Source organism: Rhizobium esperanzae, assembly GCF_002204185.1.
In the GTDB taxonomy this organism is placed as follows: Bacteria; Pseudomonadota; Alphaproteobacteria; order Rhizobiales; family Rhizobiaceae; genus Rhizobium; species Rhizobium esperanzae.
Genome location: NZ_MXPU01000007.1, coordinates 50,608 through 65,473, shown reverse-complemented (window position 1 = coordinate 65,473; position 14,866 = coordinate 50,608). Strand labels below are relative to the sequence as shown.

Genomic DNA, 14,866 nt, shown 5'->3' with positions numbered 1-14,866 from the left:
AATTTATCGTTGAGGTTGAAAGTTGCGATAGCCTTTGTTGGGGAAAGTATGCCAAGCGAGATCGTGCACAATCCTGACCAATACATGACCGCGTTGCGTACTATTATAGCCGGAGGCCGGAAGAGAATCGGACTATTGCTGGGTGCCGGCGCTTCAGCAGGAATGAAGAAAGAAGATGGCACCTACCCTCTGATCCCGGCGGTTGCCGGTTTGACCAAAATTGTCCTCGATGAACTTGAGGCCGAATATGGAAAGCAGATCGCGGAGCTGAAGAAGGAGCTCGCCCCCAAAGACGACATTGAGACACTCTTGTCCAGGATAAGGTCACTCGCGAAAGTGATAGGTCCGGCCAAGATCCATGACTTAGATGGTCCGGGATATTCGCGGTTCAGCGAGCGCGTGTGCGAGGAAATCGGGAAGGTCGTGACGGTGACTTTGCCCACGATCGGCTCGGCCTATAGTGACATCGTGACCTGGATCACTGGCGCTGGTCGTGACCATCCCATTGAGATCTTCACGACAAATTACGACCTGCTGCTCGAGGAAGCGCTGGAGCGCGTGCGCGCGCCGTACTTCGATGGCTTCACGGGAGGTCGCGAGCCTTTTTTTGACCCAGTCACGGTCTCTAACAACGACCTGCCTGCAAGATGGACGCGCCTCTGGAAACTGCATGGATCGCTGGGGTGGTGCTCTAACAACAAGGGCGAGGTGATCCGCTCCGGCAAGGACAACGCCCGGCACCTCGTCTTCCCTGAGCACCTCAAGTACGAGCAGACGCAAAAGGCACCTTACGCAGCGCTCCTCGACCGATTGCGCGCCTTTCTAGCCACGCCGGATACGCTGCTCATCTCGATCGGGTTCTCGTTCGCCGACGCTCATATATCGGCGCGTATCGACGAGGGACTCGCGGGGAACCCATCCGCTAGCGTATTCGCGTTCCAGTTCCAGAAGCTTGTTAACGAGACCTGCGCCAGAGACCTCGGTCGTCGGCTACCCAACTTCAGCGTCTACGCGCGTGATGCTGCGCTGGTGAATGGTTCGGAGGGCCCGTGGCGTGTGCCTTCGGAGCTTCCCTCAAAAGACTGGGGGCCAATTCGGGCCTCGTACTGGTCGGAACCGCACGGGGGCGGCCAGCACGAGTTCACGCTTGGAGCAATCGAACCGTTCGCACGCTTCTTCTCTGCTTCGCGGTCTATACAGGTCTTTGTGACACCGGCCGCACCTGCAGCGGCGGTCGTACCGACCGCACCCGCCTCCGCGGTGGCGTGATGAGCGCACCAACCCTCCTCGGTCATGTCGGAGCTGTCGCGGGCGCGACGATCAACGTGCGACAGTTCGAAGGAACCGCCTCCGGGATAGCTATTATAGGCGGTCGCAGTTACCGCATCGGCCAGGTCGGAAGCTTCGTCCGCATCCCACAAGGTTATCATGACCTGTACGGTATCATCTCCGACGTCGGTGCTACGGCCACGCCTGAGACCCTGATCGATAGCGGGGCCCGGGGGGAACGCTGGATAAAGGTGCAGCTCGTCGGCGAGGTCTTAGAGGCAACCTTCGAGCGAGGGATCAGTCAGTATCCGGCGATTAACGACCAAGTGCATCTCGTCGTGGAGGAAGATCTCGCACGCATCTATGGGACCGCCGACACGGGTCAGGTAACCATCGGTAGACTGTCGGGAGCGGAAAGCATCCCCGTACGTGTCGATCTGGACAAGCTCGTGACGCGGCACTCCGCCGTGTTAGGATCGACGGGCGCTGGCAAGTCGACGACAGTCACGAGCCTGCTCCGCTCCCTTTCGGTCGGCCAGGGCGGCCATTCCGGCTTCCCAAACGCACGTGTGCTCCTAATTGACATCCACGGCGAGTACGGCCGCGCGCTCGGCGAGGTCGCCAAGGTCTTCCGCGTGAACCCGCTAGAGAATGAGGAGCGCCTCTACATTCCCTACTGGGCACTCGATCTGGATGACCTGTTGACGTTTCTGCTCGGCAAGACCGAGGAAAAGGCGCTAACGGCAATTCAGGATCGCATCCTACGAGCAAAAACTGCACTATTAGCCCAAATGAACTATCCCGGCGTGGATGGGAATTCGCTGACCGCCGGCAGCCCTCTGCCGTTCAGCCTGAAATCGCTTTGGCTCCGCCTAATCGACCCGGAAATCAAGACATGGATGGAGAACACTCAGCAGAACTCGGCTCAAACCGCACCGGGCGATGCTGAAACACTTACGGCACCTACCTATCCGCTTCCCGGCCAGGGCAATACTTCGCCGTTCGCAAACAAGACGAACGTTCTTTCGATCCGGCGACAGCTCGAACAACTCCGGTCACGGCTGCTGGATCGACAATATGACTTCATGCTCCATCCTGGACCTTGGGAACCAAGCCTCAACGGGGTGCCGCAGAACGACCTGCCGCAGCTCCTCGCGAGCTGGCTCGGTCACGACCGACCGATCACGGTGCTCGATCTATCGGGCGTGCCAAGTTCCATCCTTACGCGACTCATTGGAGGCATCCTGAACATCATTTACGAGGCCCTCTTTTGGAGCCGCGAAATGCCCGAAGGAGGCCGGGCGCGCCCTCTCCTTGTGGTTATGGAGGAGGCACATCGCTACTTGGGCCGGGAAGACGCCGGCCCTGCGCGGGATGCCGTCCAGCGCATTGTTAAGGAGGGCCGCAAGTTCGGCCTCGGCGCGATGATTGTAAGCCAGCGCCCATCCGAGATCGACGACACCATTCTCTCTCAGTGCGGCACGTTCTTTTCGCTGCGCCTCTCCAACTCGTCAGACCGCAGCAAGGTTCAGGCTGCTCTACCTGACAGTCTTAGTGGCATTGTAGACAGTTTACCTGTGCTTCGTACAGGCGAGGCGGTGATCACCGGCGAAGCTGCCAAGCTGCCTGTGCGATGCCGGATTACCCTCCCCGAGGAAGGCAAGAGGCCCGCCAGCGAGGATCCTCGCGTTGCTCACAATTGGAGTAAGGACCGCGGCAATGAAAATTACGTGAACGTCACGGCCGCGTGGAGGTCACAAAACCCGCGGTGGACGGAGGATTAAATGGAGCGACACCCAGTAAGCTCGTCAAGTTTGGCGTCGGTTGGCTACGACACGGGGTCTGAGACACTTGAAGTGGAGTTCGCCGTCACGGGCAAGGTTTACGAATACTACAATGTTCCCCAATTTATGTACGATCGGCTGCTAGAGGCAGCCTCTATCGGACAGTTCTTCAATACTGAAATTAGAAACGCATACTCCTGCAATCCGGTCTGAACTAAGCGCATCGCCTACACGCCTCGGCGAAAGGCGGTCGGCTTCACTGAAGTCTCGTCGTTGGGGCATCGGGCTCGTCGAAATATCGGAATACGGCTGCAACGATCATCGCGGCTTCCTCATCCGTGAGGGGCCTTTGCAGGTGCTCGGCAGCGAGCTCCCAAGCTCTTTCGACTGCGTCGGCTATTCGAGGAGGTAAATCGATGATCATCATGCCGGGGTCGATACCGCCATGGTGCGTTTCACCGGTCTGTCGCCTTTCGAAGCCAGTTGCCAGCAGGCTGGATCGCTGCCGGGTGCCGTGCCCTCTGCGACAGTCTTCAGGGCAACCCAAAGGCTTCCGGAATGCGTGACGGTATCGCCTTTGCTGTAGGAGGATGCGCGCTGATAGTTCCCAAGATATCTAATTCCACCTTCCTCAATTGCTTCGATCCGGGCAGCGAGCGCCTTCAGCTTCGCGGCTGTAGCGGCGGTCGTGGCCGCGACGAGTGCGTGAGCCGAACGCCTGCTCAAGGGCCGTTGAAGCTGCTCCTCCGTGAGGTTGGTGTTGAGGCCGATCCTGATCTCCTCGGCGCGCGCCGCGATAAAGGCTAGCTGCTCTTCATCGTCGTTGCCGGTCATTGCCCTATGCTCCCGAAAATTTCCCCGAGCTCGGTGCCCGAAATGCAGCGGCGTTTATCAAGGATGCCGGCCAGCTTTTCGATCTCCACGCGATGATCGAGAACGAAACGCTCGGCGAGTACCGAAAACGCGCGGCTCATCTCGGCCGGACAATCGGCAAATGAGCCCAAAAAACACGCATTCGCCAACAGAAGTTGGTCTGACACCGACATGCCAGTTTTAGGCGCTGCAGCTTGGCCGGCCAGCGCGATGACCGCGTATCCTACGGCCAGGGAGCCGTGGTGTCGTCCCTGCTCGATAAAATCGCCAGCAGGCTCGATTTCGCACTCGTCAAGTGACACACGGAGGACACCGATCCCGTACCTGAGGGCGGCCATGCAGTGCCCGGCCTCGTGCAACGCAGCATCGCTGATCGTGCCCGACTTCACTATGTCGCATGCTTTCAATTCAACCATGTTTCCATGGTAGCAAATCGCGGAGTACCTCGGCGTTACGTGTCATCGGCCATTGCGCGGCAGAGTACCCCGAGCAGGTTCTGCAACGCACGCTGGACTGCCTCGTCGTCGTCTGCGTTCAGCGGGTTGAGAAAACGCAATTTTTCCAGCACTGCGGCAAGTTCGACCTCGTCGACCTCGAGCATGATCACGCGGCGGCCGGCCTTCTGGCGGCTCCTGTAGCGGCGCTGACGCGCTGTGGAAGTGGCACTCATCGTTCAGTCCCGGCTATTGATTGCGTAGGAAGTTCCTTCGCTCTGGAAAGCGCGAGTTGCAGTTCGTTCGGCTGAACCTCGGGGAACGCATCGACCGCCACATGGATCATCTTGTCGGAAAGCCACCGCTGGTGCCTCACTTCGGGATGCTGCTTGACCCAGTTCAGCATCCATTGCGCTAATCTTTCGTTTTCACTCATAGCCCGGTCTCATCCTCGTTGCGGCCCGTTCCCTCTGCGGTAAAACCGGGAGATGCCAGTGGGCAGCAACCGCCTGGTTTGATTACTCGCCTCGCATCACCGGTATCAGGCTCTGCGGAGTCGGCGCGCAGAAGCCGAGCGGTTCAGGATCGGATGGATCGCCCGGCCATGTTTCGGGCAGACCCGCGACCGTCAGCTCATAGTCGCGCGGAAACTCGTCGCGGAACATTGCGATCAACTCGGTCGGTGATGGCGCGTCGGGTTCGGTGCGTCGGATCACGCCGCTGCGCGGCTCGCAATGCCAGCCGCCATACCTGGCGCAGGCGGCATAGAGGGCGGCGCTGAAAGCCGGTGTCGGTGCGATGTTCATGTTCTTTTCCTTTCTGTCGGACTTCGGGGTGACACTTGTGACAGGTCCTCACATGGCCGGCTCGGGCGCGGTCTTGCTGCCCGAAGCCGGGGCCAACGGCTGTCGTTTTGGTCTCCGCCGGCCTCTGTGATCGCCGTCACATGGTTCGCACCAGCGGTCCCGGACGTATTGCGGATTGTGGGTCGTCTTCTTGCAGCGCGGACATGTCCAACTCGTTAGCTTGTTTCTCATCGCCTTTACCTCTCAGTTGGTGGGGGGTGTGTCATACCCCTCCTGAAACAGCGCAACTGCGCAACAGCGGGGTATCTGTGGTTGTCTATCCAGATTTTTCCTCCAGTTCTTCAGCTGTAGGGAGCACCTCGACCTCGTCCGGCAACGGATCGCCGGGGATCAACCGCGCGGGTTGGCGCTCGCGCTTTTCCAGATTGTCGAGATAACCAAGATCGACTGCCTCACGCGCCCTTCTCGATACGGTCGCCTTGTCGAGATGCAGAAGGTCCATGAGCGCGCGATAACCGATGGGGTTTTCGTAGGAGCCGTTCAATTGCTTGACGGCTGAGACGATTTCCTTGACGTGCGGCTTGACCGTGGCTCCGACTCCTTGCGCGATGATATCGACGACCAGGACGCGGACGGCCTCGTAATCGATGATCGTCGCGACGATCCGGCCGTGGTTGTCCTTGATGCGGGTGGCGGCATGCAAAAGTGCATGTGCTTTGATCAGCGACAGCAACGTCGAGAAGTCGCGCCTGAGCCGGACCGCAACCGGTGGCACGAGCCTGGCAAGCGCATCCGCATAAGGGACGATCACTTCGCAAGCACCACTGGCCAACCAGGTCTGCAAGGCTTGCCAATGATCGAGACCGTTTTCGGCACGTGGTATCTGCCGGGCGATTTCCGCAAGCACCGCCGTTGTCTGTTCTCGGCTGTCGGTGACCGTGAGCGAAAGCATTCGTGTTTCATTTTCGGGATGCAGCGTGAATCGCGTCGTGGTGCAAAGCAGCCCCGTAGGTCCGGGTCGTTCGATCAGCTTCGGCTTGAGACCGTCCCGTGTCTTCTCCACCGTCTCATAGCGCAAGCACCCTTCCGAAAGTAGCGAGCGCATCAGATAGCTGCCGAACTGGCCCATACCACCAGCCTCGAACAGCACCAGATGCCGGTGCGCCAGCGGTTCGTCGCTATAGGCCAGTGACCGTTCCGACATCGCCGAAAGCGAGTAATAGGCGCTCTGCGGGAAAAACTTCAACGTCTGTTCGGCGATGTACGACTTGCCGCCAGAGCTCGGCCCCTTGATCACCAATGAGACCGGCCGCTCCAGGAGCCGCGATGTCAGAGCCAGGTAAACGATCTTGGCCGTCTTCTCTTCTCCCGCCACACCATGGTCGGCGAGTTCTTTAGCGAAGTCGGCGAGGATGTTGCGGCTCTTCGCCAGCGGCTCGCAAAGGCTCCATGCTTCGGCACGCTCTTCGGTGTTGAGTTCGGCCGCAACGGTCGTCCATGGCAAAGCTCCGAGTGAGGCGACGCGCCAACGTTCCTTGAAGCGCGCCGGATCATCAAGATAGAGCGCGGAAGCGTCCTTCGTTGGCAATTCAAGCAATTTGACGCGATGCCGGATGGCCGAGCGCGACAGCCATTCCCGAACCGCATCGCCGCCCTTGTCCGGTTCGATCACCACATAGATTTCGCCGATGCCCTCGAAGAGCGACGCATCCCGGCTTTCATTCCAACTGCTGGCACCCGGCAGGCCGAGCGCCGGAATGCCGTGATACCAGAGCGTATGACAATCGCTTTCGCCCTCAACCAATACCACCGACTGCCGCTTGCGAGCTTCCTCGATGCGGCTCTGGCCGTAGATGCAGGGTTTGGAACCGGCTTTCCACCGGAAGCGGTCGCCATTGAGGGCGATGCGGAAGCGTGACGCCAGCAATTCCCCGCTGGGTCCGATATAGGGAATGCGAACCGCCGGTTGGCCGGCATAAGTCATGTCGCTGAGGCTCCACTGTCGCAGGAACTCGGTCGGCAGCCTTTTCGTCTCGGCGTAGGCGGCGAGCGTAAAGCCCGACTGTTGCACTGTAGCGCTGTTTCTGGAGGGATTAGTGGGAGACCCCTTCTTCTTTCTCTTGCCTTCGGCGAAGAGATCCGCAACGTCGATGCCGATCGCTGCGGTTATGGTCGCGAGTTCGCATCCGGCATGGCACTTCAACAGCCATCGGCCGTCGTCGCCCAGGCCGATGCTCAGGCTGTTCTGGCGATCCTCGTGACCGGGACAAAGAGCCGTCCAGCCCCTGCCGTTCGTGCGGACATTGCTGAACTTGGCGAGAAGATCCATCATTGCAGCGTCTCCGCCGGCACGCACCGTCCATCGTGGTTCCACTGCGGAACCACTGCCGAGCATGCTGGCCTGTCTGAGATTTGGCGGGCTATGTCGCGCCCGCAGGACATCTTATTCTGCGGCCTGAGTTTCGATGCCGTAGGCCCGAAGGATGCGGTCCCGTTCTGTCTCGGGAATTCGCCGAACGCCGCCCAACGTCACCGAGGCGATTTCCCCAGCCGCCACCGCCTTCTCGACGCGCCGATAGGGCATGCCAGTTACGCGCGAGAACGCCGCAATCGAATATCCCGGACCCGTCCGCTTCGTTGTCTTCCGCTGGCCAGCCATGTCATGTGCCTCCAATTTTTGCCGGTCGAGCCGCCTCACCGCAACTCATTCGTTCGCCAACGAAACTATGCCAAATGAGCGATTTATCCGCAATAACTTTATTTTATTCGCTTATTTTTGTGTTATATGTTGCTGTACGACGCGCAATCATGCGATGCGAGGGTAAGGAATGGAATTCGGGGAACTAATCTGGAAGGGCCGTGCATGGCCTGCGGCGGAAATCGTGGGTCGAACCGGAGAAACCTTTGCCTTCAGGACCAGCGGAAAGGGTCGCCCGTTGGAACTTGTTGGGCCGGCCGCTTGGTGGCGCAATTTTTCCGAGCTGAATTTCGATAATAGTGATGCGATCGTCGACTTCCTCCGCCGTCGCGGTGACCCATTCGGCCAATTGTCGCCGACGACGCAAGGAGACACCGGCGGTTGGAAATACCTCTCCGGCCTGCTGAAACTCGCCGCTTCTTGCTGGACGACGATCATACCGCCAACCAGCCTCTGCACCGAGTTTGATAACGGCTACGTCATCGAGGCATTGCTCGCCTCGCCAATGTTCGACGTCACCTTCGTGCCGCATGTCGCTGAGATCAGAATCGGCGCAAGTGTTCGCCGTGGCCTGAACATGCACATCATCCCCAAAGACCTAGGGGCCTACATGGTTGCGAGCGCTGCCCTTCACCTTGAGAACCATGTCGACATGGCAGTCTGCGAGCAATGCGGAGATTGGTTCGTTTTGCAGCGACGCGGAACGCAGTTCTGCTCGCCCTCATGCCGGGCGGCGCACAGCACATCAAAAAAGGAGAGAAGGTGATGGCCTCAGTTCGACGGCAAGTAAGCTCGACCGGAACTACATACTTCCAAGCAGTCTGGAGTCTGACCGGTAGGGACGGCACAACAAAGCGGCAAACCAAGTCATTCACCCGACAAGCCGAGGCGAAAGCGTATGCAGCGAAAATGGAGGCTGAGTGTGAAAAGCGCGGCATTGGCGATGCCGAAAAGCAGACCTTTACCGCCTTTACAGAACGGCTTCTCGCATATTGGCAAGCGCGTGGTGAATTGGCGGAAACCAGCCTGATCGGCTATCGACGCAATCTCGGTCTGCTATGCCGCGAGATTGGCCATATCCAGATCGGTAAGCTTTCTCCTCTCCACATCGACGAAGCGCTCGCCGTGCTCAAAGTGAACGGCGGCGCGGGAAGGAAGCTAGCGAAAGAAGGAGAGCCGCGTGGGACGAGGCCGCTCGCCGACCGCACCCTTCTGCATCTTTATCGAATCGGCTCCAACGCTATGGAACAAGCCCGGCGCTGGAAGTTGGTTGCGTCCAATCCGTTTAAGGACGTGAAAGCGCCCTCGCCCGGCAAATCGAAAATCAGGATCATGACGGAGGCGGAAGCCGTCAGCGTTTATCAGGCGGCAGCACGCGCCGATGATAGCGGCAAGCACCCCGGCATGACCTTGCTGGTTGCCTTGCTGATGGTCTGCGGTATGCGGCGCTCGGAAATCCTCGGCCTTGCCTTCGACGCCATCGACCTCAACGCGGAGACGATTAGCATTTTCCGCACCGTGGTGGCGGGTGAAAAGGGCGAGCCGATCCTGCGCGACGATCGGGCGAAGTCGGAAACTTCGATTAGGACGATCAGCATCCCTTCCGAGTTTGTGCCGATGGTCCAAAAGCATCGCACAGTGATTAACGAAATGATGCTTGCATGGGGAAAAGGATATCAGCGTGAGCCGCTGTTACTCTTTCCGACGTTCGGCGGAGCGCCATTGCCACCCGGCGTGCTGACGATCCGGCTCCGTCAACTGCACAGACAGTCGGGCGTCAAGGGCGTTGCGCCTACCCATGGCTTTAGGCACGGCATGGCAAGCGCAATGGTGGCCGGTGGCATCGACATTAAGACCGTCTCCGAGAGGCTCGGTCACAGCACAACAAGCTTCACGTTGCAGACTTACGTGCATGCGGTCAAGGGCCGAGACAAGGCCGCAGCGGATCAGCTAGGCAAGCAGTTTTCCGCAATGATTGCCGCTTCCGACAAGCCTTGATTTCGGCATTTTTTCGGCATTCGCTGTTTCAAAAACGGTACCATGCGCCGCAGAACGACTTAACACGAAGCCGATAAGCGCCGAGATTCGCTTCTAACTAACAAGGCGTTACGCTGAGAAACGCGACGAAGTGCGAAACGGCAATAGCCCGGTTCCCTATCTTGAAAACCGGCGTGCGGGAAACCGTACCGTGGGTTCGAATCCCACCTCTTCCGCCACTTTCCACTTATCATGTGCCGGCGTTCAGCCGCCCGATGCTGCAGGCCTTGAGGCGTGCCCCCAGGAGATCGACTTCAGGCGGCGGCAGAAAACGGCGGCCCCGCAATTTTCTGCAGCGATAATCCTCAGGTCGAAAGAAAGTCGGCAGCCTTGCCGTAGCCGGATCCATCGCTGCGACTATTCCAGAACGACGACGGCTTCGACCTCGAAGAGCATCGGGTCTATTGCAAGCTTCGGAACCGGGACAAGGGTCTGCGCCGGCAGCGCCGCGCCGAAGGTTTCTTTGACGTTTCTGGTCAGCACTTCGAGCTTGGACATGTCGTGATCGACCACGAAGACCGTAAGCTTGGCGACCTGATCCGGCCTTGCGCCGAGCCCGTCGAGAGCGGCACGCAAATTGGCGTAGGCCTGCTTAACCTGGACGGCGAAGTCCGGCGACAAGACGCCGGTGCTGTCCTGGCCGCCCTGCCCAGAGATATAGGCCAACCGCGCGCCGCCCGGTACGATCACCGCCGTGCTGTAGCCATTCGGCGTCGGGTCGTAGAGGTTTTTCGGATTGACGATGATTGGCTTGAGGTCGCCCGCATTCGCCATCGCAGTGGAAATTCCCGTGGTCATGATGATCAGCCCTCCGATAAGCAGATGTTTGATGTGTGACATGTTGTTCTCTTGGCCTGCGGACTGCGAGCAATGTCGCCCGCGGTCCCCGAATCGCAAAATTGACTCGTACAATGTACGACCCAATCGCATCGTACGTTGTACGAGTCAATCGGCCGGAGTCGACATTCGCGGCTTTGTCGGCTTAAAACGACCTTCAAATCATTAGGAAGGACGCATGGCAGCCAAAGGCGGCTCTCAGGGCAAACGACCTCAATGGCCAACTGGGCCGCTTCTGTCCATGCAGGAGACGGGCAGTGAACCGGCCCTGTCGATCGAACGAATCGTGGCAACCGCGGTCGAACTGCTGGACGCCGAAGGTGTCGGCGGATTGAAGATGCGCCGCCTGGCTGATCGCCTCGGCGCTGGCGCGATGAGCCTCTATTGGCACGTCGACAACAAAGAGCAAGTCTTTGATCTGGCGCTCGACTCGGTGCTCGAATATCGCGGGACGCCGCAAAGCATTGAGGCTGGGGATTGGCGCGGCGCAATCTTTCACATGCTCGAGGACTGGCGCGCCAGCATGCTGCGCCATCCCTGGTCGGCATCGCTGCTGCCGCGCCGGGCGCTCGGCCCGAACATCCTCGGGCGTCTGGAGTTGCTGGGCAGGGTCTTATCCAGAGCCGGTGTCGAGGAGGCGGATTTGAACGGCGCGATATGGTCCCTCTGGAACTATGTGATGGGGGCGACCATCACTCGTGCGAACTTCAACCTTTCGGACGAAGACATGCTCGCCGGGCAGCAGCGCCTTGCTCATCTCAGCGCACAATACCCGACGATCGAGCGTGCTCGTCTGCTGCTGGACAATGACTGGGACGGCGTTTTCAGGAAAGGTCTGGGCTTGCTGCTTGACGGGCTTGTTCCGAGCCGATGAACAAGGGCTCAGCTCCCGAACAGAAAACTCGGTCAGGATACTGACCAGCTGGTCTTTCACGATCTGTACCCGGGGCGTCCGAGCCGCCTAATTCTGCACAAGAAGCCACAGATCTAGCGTATGCCTGGGAATGTCTTTGAGGATGGGCACCAGCCAGGTTCAACGCGCTCCTCAAGTCCGCTTCTGGGCCGCGAACGAAAGTGCAACATCCGTTCACGACAACATCGAGTATATCAGCGCACCGATGGAACCCCAGAAAATAACCGGCGTCAGGATCATCCCCACAACGAAGATTTTGGTCACCGCTAAACTCCGCAAGTTCGTTCCACCGCGAAAACCTATTGCAGCGACAGAGGGTTTGGTATCGGCATGAAGTCCGGGGCGGATCGGACCTTGGTCTCAGTCTCGACGGCGCTCTGCTTCAGCGGCCGCGGCGGCAAGTCACGGCCGCAATGGCGAGTGCCGCGGCGATCGCCATGGCGGCGACGGCAAAGGTGATCTGCATCCCTGAGTGAATCGCCTCGGGGGCCTGCCACGGCGACATCCGACGTTCCCGATCCCGCGCATCGCTGGCTGTGCAGCTGTGTTCGTGAGGTCTGTTCAGCCGCTGACGGGGGGCAGGAGAACGAGCATCGGACGGGACGGGCTGGTGATTGACTCTCCCCTGTTGTCGTGATTTCCCCTCTCGGATCATCAAGCGAGGACATCATGGTCGAAGACATTATTGTAAAGGACAGCAACGGAGCTCAGCTTCACGACGGCGATTCCGTGACGTTGATCAAAGACCTCAAGGTTAAGGGCACCTCGGAGACGCTGAAGCGCGGGACCTTGGTCAAAGGCATTCGTCTGACCGACAATCCCGGCGAAATCGAGTGCAACACCAAGCAGGTCAAAGGCCTCGTGCTGAAAACGGAGTTCCTGAAGAAGGCGTAGGATCTACCTGCGGCGGCCCGTGGGTGCCTGGCTGCAACTTACGGCACTTCCTCGGTGATCACTTGAAAGCGGGAAAGCTTCGCCGGGCCGAAAGCCGTCGACATCGCGACGTCCGTGGCATCTCGGCCTGTCGCCATCAGAATTCTGCCGATACGCGGGGTGTTGTGGCGGGCATCGACCGTGTGCCAGTGGCCGCCGAGAAAGACCTCGAACCAGGCGCTGAAATCCATCGGATTGGGATCGGCTGGGACGCCGATGTCGCCAAGATAGCCGGTACAATATCTGGCGGGAATATTCATGCATCGGCAAAGCGCCATAGCGAGATGGGCGAAATCGCGGCAGACGCCGCTCTTGTCGGTAAATCCGCCATGAGCGGTCCGGAGAACGTCGGCCTTCTGATAGTCGAAGGTGATGTGGTTATGCACAAAATCGCAGATCGCCTGCACGCGCGCCCAGCCGAGCGGCGTCGATGAAAAGGTTTCCCAGGCAAAATCCGAGAGCCTGTCGGTGTCGCAGTAACGGCTGCCGAGCAGGAAGACGAGCACCTCGTCAGGCAAGTCCTTGATCGCGTGCTGCACGGCCTCGGTGGGCACGACGTCGGCTTGTCCCGTATCGTAGATCTCGAAGCTGGTTGAAATCGTCGTCAGCCCCGGCGGAGCGACGATCCGGCTGCAGGCGTTGCCGAAACTGTCGGTATATTCCCAGGCTTCGATCGGCCGATCGAATGTCAGGACCTGCTCGCTTAGAAGATCGGCGCGACGCGAGGGGTGAATGTTGAGGACCAGCAGCATCGGCGTCGGCTGGATGCATTCATAGCCAAGATGAAATCCGGCGCGTATTTTCATTGCGGTTTCCTCGACCTCTCCCAGCATGGGTGGAGGTGAGTATGGAACGTCGGTCGGGCTGCCCGGTTCCGCCGACCGTGGCTGTCGTTCGGCGCCGATCCGGCATCCCCGGCCGGCAATCGACCGCTACCCCTCTTTGATCCATGGCTGCCGCGTGGTCACGTTGACCTGCACCGTCATGCTGTCGAAATCCGAGCCATCGCCGTCATAGCTGCCGCTCAGGGGAATTGCCTGGCGCGGGTCGCGGGCAACGGCCACGCGGATGAGATCGCGATTGCCGACGATGCCGTTGGTCGGATCGAACTCAGCCCAGCCCGCACCGGGAAGATAGACCTGGCACCAGGCATGTGTTGAGCCGCCGCCGAGCACGGTGGAGCCGTCTCGGTCGGGGACATAGATATAACCGCTGACGAACCGGGCGGCCAGACCGAGCGTGCGGGCCGCCTCCATCATCAGAAGTGCGAAATCCCGGCAGGTGCCGGAACGAAGCTGCAAGGTTTCGATCGGCAACTGCGTCCCGTGTTCCTGGCGCCGCGCATAAACGAAGCTTTCGCGAATGGCATAACACATCGTCATCAGCAGGTGCCCGGTCTCAGTCGGGTGGCCCACACGCACGAACCGCCGCGCCCAGCGGCCGACCTCATCGCCTGGATCGGGATAGTGGCGCTGCATCGCCGGCGCGAGATCGGCGATTTCGTCCTTGTCGTAAGAGAAGGGATAGGTCAGCGCCGCTTCGTCGATGCGGATATCGGGAGCGAATTGAGGTGTGTGATCGAGCGTGATCCAGGTTTCGAAACGAAGCTCCGCCGACGGCCGGGAAAAATCGACCAGCGCCACGCAATTGCCGAAAACATCGTGGATCCAGCGAACATGGCTTTGTTCCGGATAGGTCATCAGCGACGCCTCGATCAGCCGCTGGTCGAAACTGTCGCGCGGCCGGAACATGAGGCGATGCTCGCCGAAATCGACCTGCCGGCGGTAACGATAGGACGTGATGTGGCGGACGGAGAAAATCGTCATGGGCTGGCGCCGGCTGATTTGTTCACGTTGCTGCTCCTACAGCGCCGCGCGTCTTATCAGACGCCGCAAGCGCCTGCTCCTTTCCCTGCTCATCCCGATTTCTTGTCATATAAGCAGGTTCGAAAGATTGCTATTGTACCTTCACCGATCGACGGCAGAGCCGTCCAACCTGAGAGGATAACATGCATATCATCTGGGACGTTCTGACGCTTCTGCTGACCATCGGTTCGCTCTATGGCGGTCGCGAATACCGGATTATTCGCGCCCGTGCCCGCGCTCAGAATTGGGGCAACTTCTGACCCGATTCTAACGCCGCTGCCGGAACCTTTCGGTCGCGGTTACGTCGAATGACGTACGGCGGCGCCTTTAGGAAATGCTGTATCAGTCGGGACGGTTTTCGTCCGTCCATTCTCTCTGTTGTGCTAAGCCCGCCTCACCCCAGGCGGGCTTTTTTTC

18 protein-coding genes are annotated in these 14,866 nt (G+C 59.5%); 7 read left to right on the top strand and 11 right to left on the bottom strand.

Going from position 1 to position 14,866, the window contains the following annotated elements:
• Positions 1-48 precede the first annotated feature (48 nt).
• The 3 genes from B5E41_RS12215 to B5E41_RS12205 are packed head-to-tail and all read left to right on the top strand — an operon-like array spanning position 49 to position 3,266.
• Positions 49-1,269, top strand: coding sequence for an SIR2 family NAD-dependent protein deacylase (locus B5E41_RS12215; protein WP_088394324.1), 1,221 nt, complete (start codon positions 49-51; stop codon positions 1,267-1,269).
• A complete protein-coding gene (locus tag B5E41_RS12210) occupies positions 1,269-3,053 on the top strand; it encodes an ATP-binding protein (protein WP_088393920.1) in 1,785 nt (594 codons plus the stop codon). The genes B5E41_RS12215 and B5E41_RS12210 overlap by 1 nt, the downstream gene beginning before the upstream one ends.
• A complete protein-coding gene (locus tag B5E41_RS12205) occupies positions 3,054-3,266 on the top strand; it encodes a KTSC domain-containing protein (RefSeq protein ID WP_088393918.1) in 213 nt (70 codons plus the stop codon).
• Positions 3,267-3,476: 210 nt separating this feature from the next.
• On the opposite strand, the gene B5E41_RS12200 is transcribed toward B5E41_RS12205, so the two are convergent.
• From B5E41_RS12200 to B5E41_RS12170, 7 genes are all read right to left on the bottom strand, one after another.
• On the bottom strand, positions 3,477-3,887 hold the full coding sequence (locus B5E41_RS12200) for a transposase (RefSeq protein ID WP_088393916.1): 411 nt from the start codon (positions 3,885-3,887) through the stop codon (positions 3,477-3,479).
• Positions 3,884-4,342 carry a hypothetical protein gene (locus B5E41_RS12195; protein WP_088393914.1) on the bottom strand — a complete coding sequence of 153 codons (459 nt, stop codon included), beginning with the start codon at positions 4,340-4,342 and terminating at the stop codon, positions 3,884-3,886. The genes B5E41_RS12200 and B5E41_RS12195 overlap by 4 nt, the downstream gene beginning before the upstream one ends.
• 35 nt (positions 4,343-4,377) lie before the next feature.
• Positions 4,378-4,596, bottom strand: coding sequence for a hypothetical protein (locus B5E41_RS12190; protein ID WP_088393912.1), 219 nt, complete (start codon positions 4,594-4,596; stop codon positions 4,378-4,380).
• Positions 4,593-4,796 carry a hypothetical protein gene (locus tag B5E41_RS12185; RefSeq protein ID WP_088393910.1) on the bottom strand — a complete coding sequence of 68 codons (204 nt, stop codon included), beginning with the start codon at positions 4,794-4,796 and terminating at the stop codon, positions 4,593-4,595. The genes B5E41_RS12190 and B5E41_RS12185 overlap by 4 nt, the downstream gene beginning before the upstream one ends.
• An 82-nt stretch (positions 4,797-4,878) precedes the next feature.
• On the bottom strand, positions 4,879-5,166 hold the full coding sequence (locus B5E41_RS12180) for a hypothetical protein (protein WP_088393908.1): 288 nt from the start codon (positions 5,164-5,166) through the stop codon (positions 4,879-4,881).
• Positions 5,167-5,482: 316 nt separating this feature from the next.
• On the bottom strand, positions 5,483-7,498 hold the full coding sequence (locus B5E41_RS12175) for a toprim domain-containing protein (RefSeq protein ID WP_088393906.1): 2,016 nt from the start codon (positions 7,496-7,498) through the stop codon (positions 5,483-5,485).
• Between the two features lie 111 nt (positions 7,499-7,609).
• On the bottom strand, positions 7,610-7,825 hold the full coding sequence (locus tag B5E41_RS12170) for a hypothetical protein (protein ID WP_088393904.1): 216 nt from the start codon (positions 7,823-7,825) through the stop codon (positions 7,610-7,612).
• Positions 7,826-7,994: 169 nt separating this feature from the next.
• Between B5E41_RS12170 and B5E41_RS12165 the strand changes: the two genes are divergently transcribed.
• A complete protein-coding gene (locus tag B5E41_RS12165; protein ID WP_088393902.1) occupies positions 7,995-8,630 on the top strand; it encodes a hypothetical protein in 636 nt (211 codons plus the stop codon).
• Positions 8,630-9,862, top strand: coding sequence for a tyrosine-type recombinase/integrase (locus tag B5E41_RS12160; protein WP_176439378.1), 1,233 nt, complete (start codon positions 8,630-8,632; stop codon positions 9,860-9,862). The genes B5E41_RS12165 and B5E41_RS12160 overlap by 1 nt, the downstream gene beginning before the upstream one ends.
• Positions 9,863-10,258: 396 nt before the next feature.
• Here the strand turns inward: B5E41_RS12160 and B5E41_RS12155 are convergent, their stop codons facing one another.
• Entirely contained in the window at positions 10,259-10,741 is a 483-nt protein-coding gene (locus tag B5E41_RS12155) for a RidA family protein (RefSeq protein ID WP_088393898.1), read from the bottom strand.
• A 175-nt stretch (positions 10,742-10,916) separates the two neighbouring features.
• Between B5E41_RS12155 and B5E41_RS12150 the strand changes: the two genes are divergently transcribed.
• Positions 10,917-11,612, top strand: coding sequence for a TetR/AcrR family transcriptional regulator (locus tag B5E41_RS12150; protein ID WP_088393896.1), 696 nt, complete (start codon positions 10,917-10,919; stop codon positions 11,610-11,612).
• 421 nt (positions 11,613-12,033) lie between these two features.
• Here B5E41_RS12150 and B5E41_RS32670 read toward each other — a convergent pair whose 3' ends face one another.
• A complete protein-coding gene (locus tag B5E41_RS32670; RefSeq protein ID WP_261340622.1) occupies positions 12,034-12,156 on the bottom strand; it encodes a hypothetical protein in 123 nt (40 codons plus the stop codon).
• 164 nt (positions 12,157-12,320) lie between these two features.
• Here B5E41_RS32670 and B5E41_RS12140 point away from each other — a divergent pair, with 164 nt between their 5' ends.
• Positions 12,321-12,545 carry an alkylphosphonate utilization protein gene (locus tag B5E41_RS12140; RefSeq protein ID WP_088393894.1) on the top strand — a complete coding sequence of 75 codons (225 nt, stop codon included), beginning with the start codon at positions 12,321-12,323 and terminating at the stop codon, positions 12,543-12,545.
• 38 nt (positions 12,546-12,583) lie between these two features.
• On the opposite strand, the gene B5E41_RS12135 is transcribed toward B5E41_RS12140, so the two are convergent.
• Positions 12,584-13,390, bottom strand: coding sequence for a transglutaminase-like domain-containing protein (locus B5E41_RS12135; protein WP_088393892.1), 807 nt, complete (start codon positions 13,388-13,390; stop codon positions 12,584-12,586).
• Between the two features lie 126 nt (positions 13,391-13,516).
• Complete coding sequence (locus B5E41_RS12130) at positions 13,517-14,410, bottom strand: transglutaminase family protein (RefSeq protein ID WP_088393890.1); 894 nt, start codon at positions 14,408-14,410, stop codon at positions 13,517-13,519.
• Between the last annotated feature and the right edge of the window lie 456 nt (positions 14,411-14,866).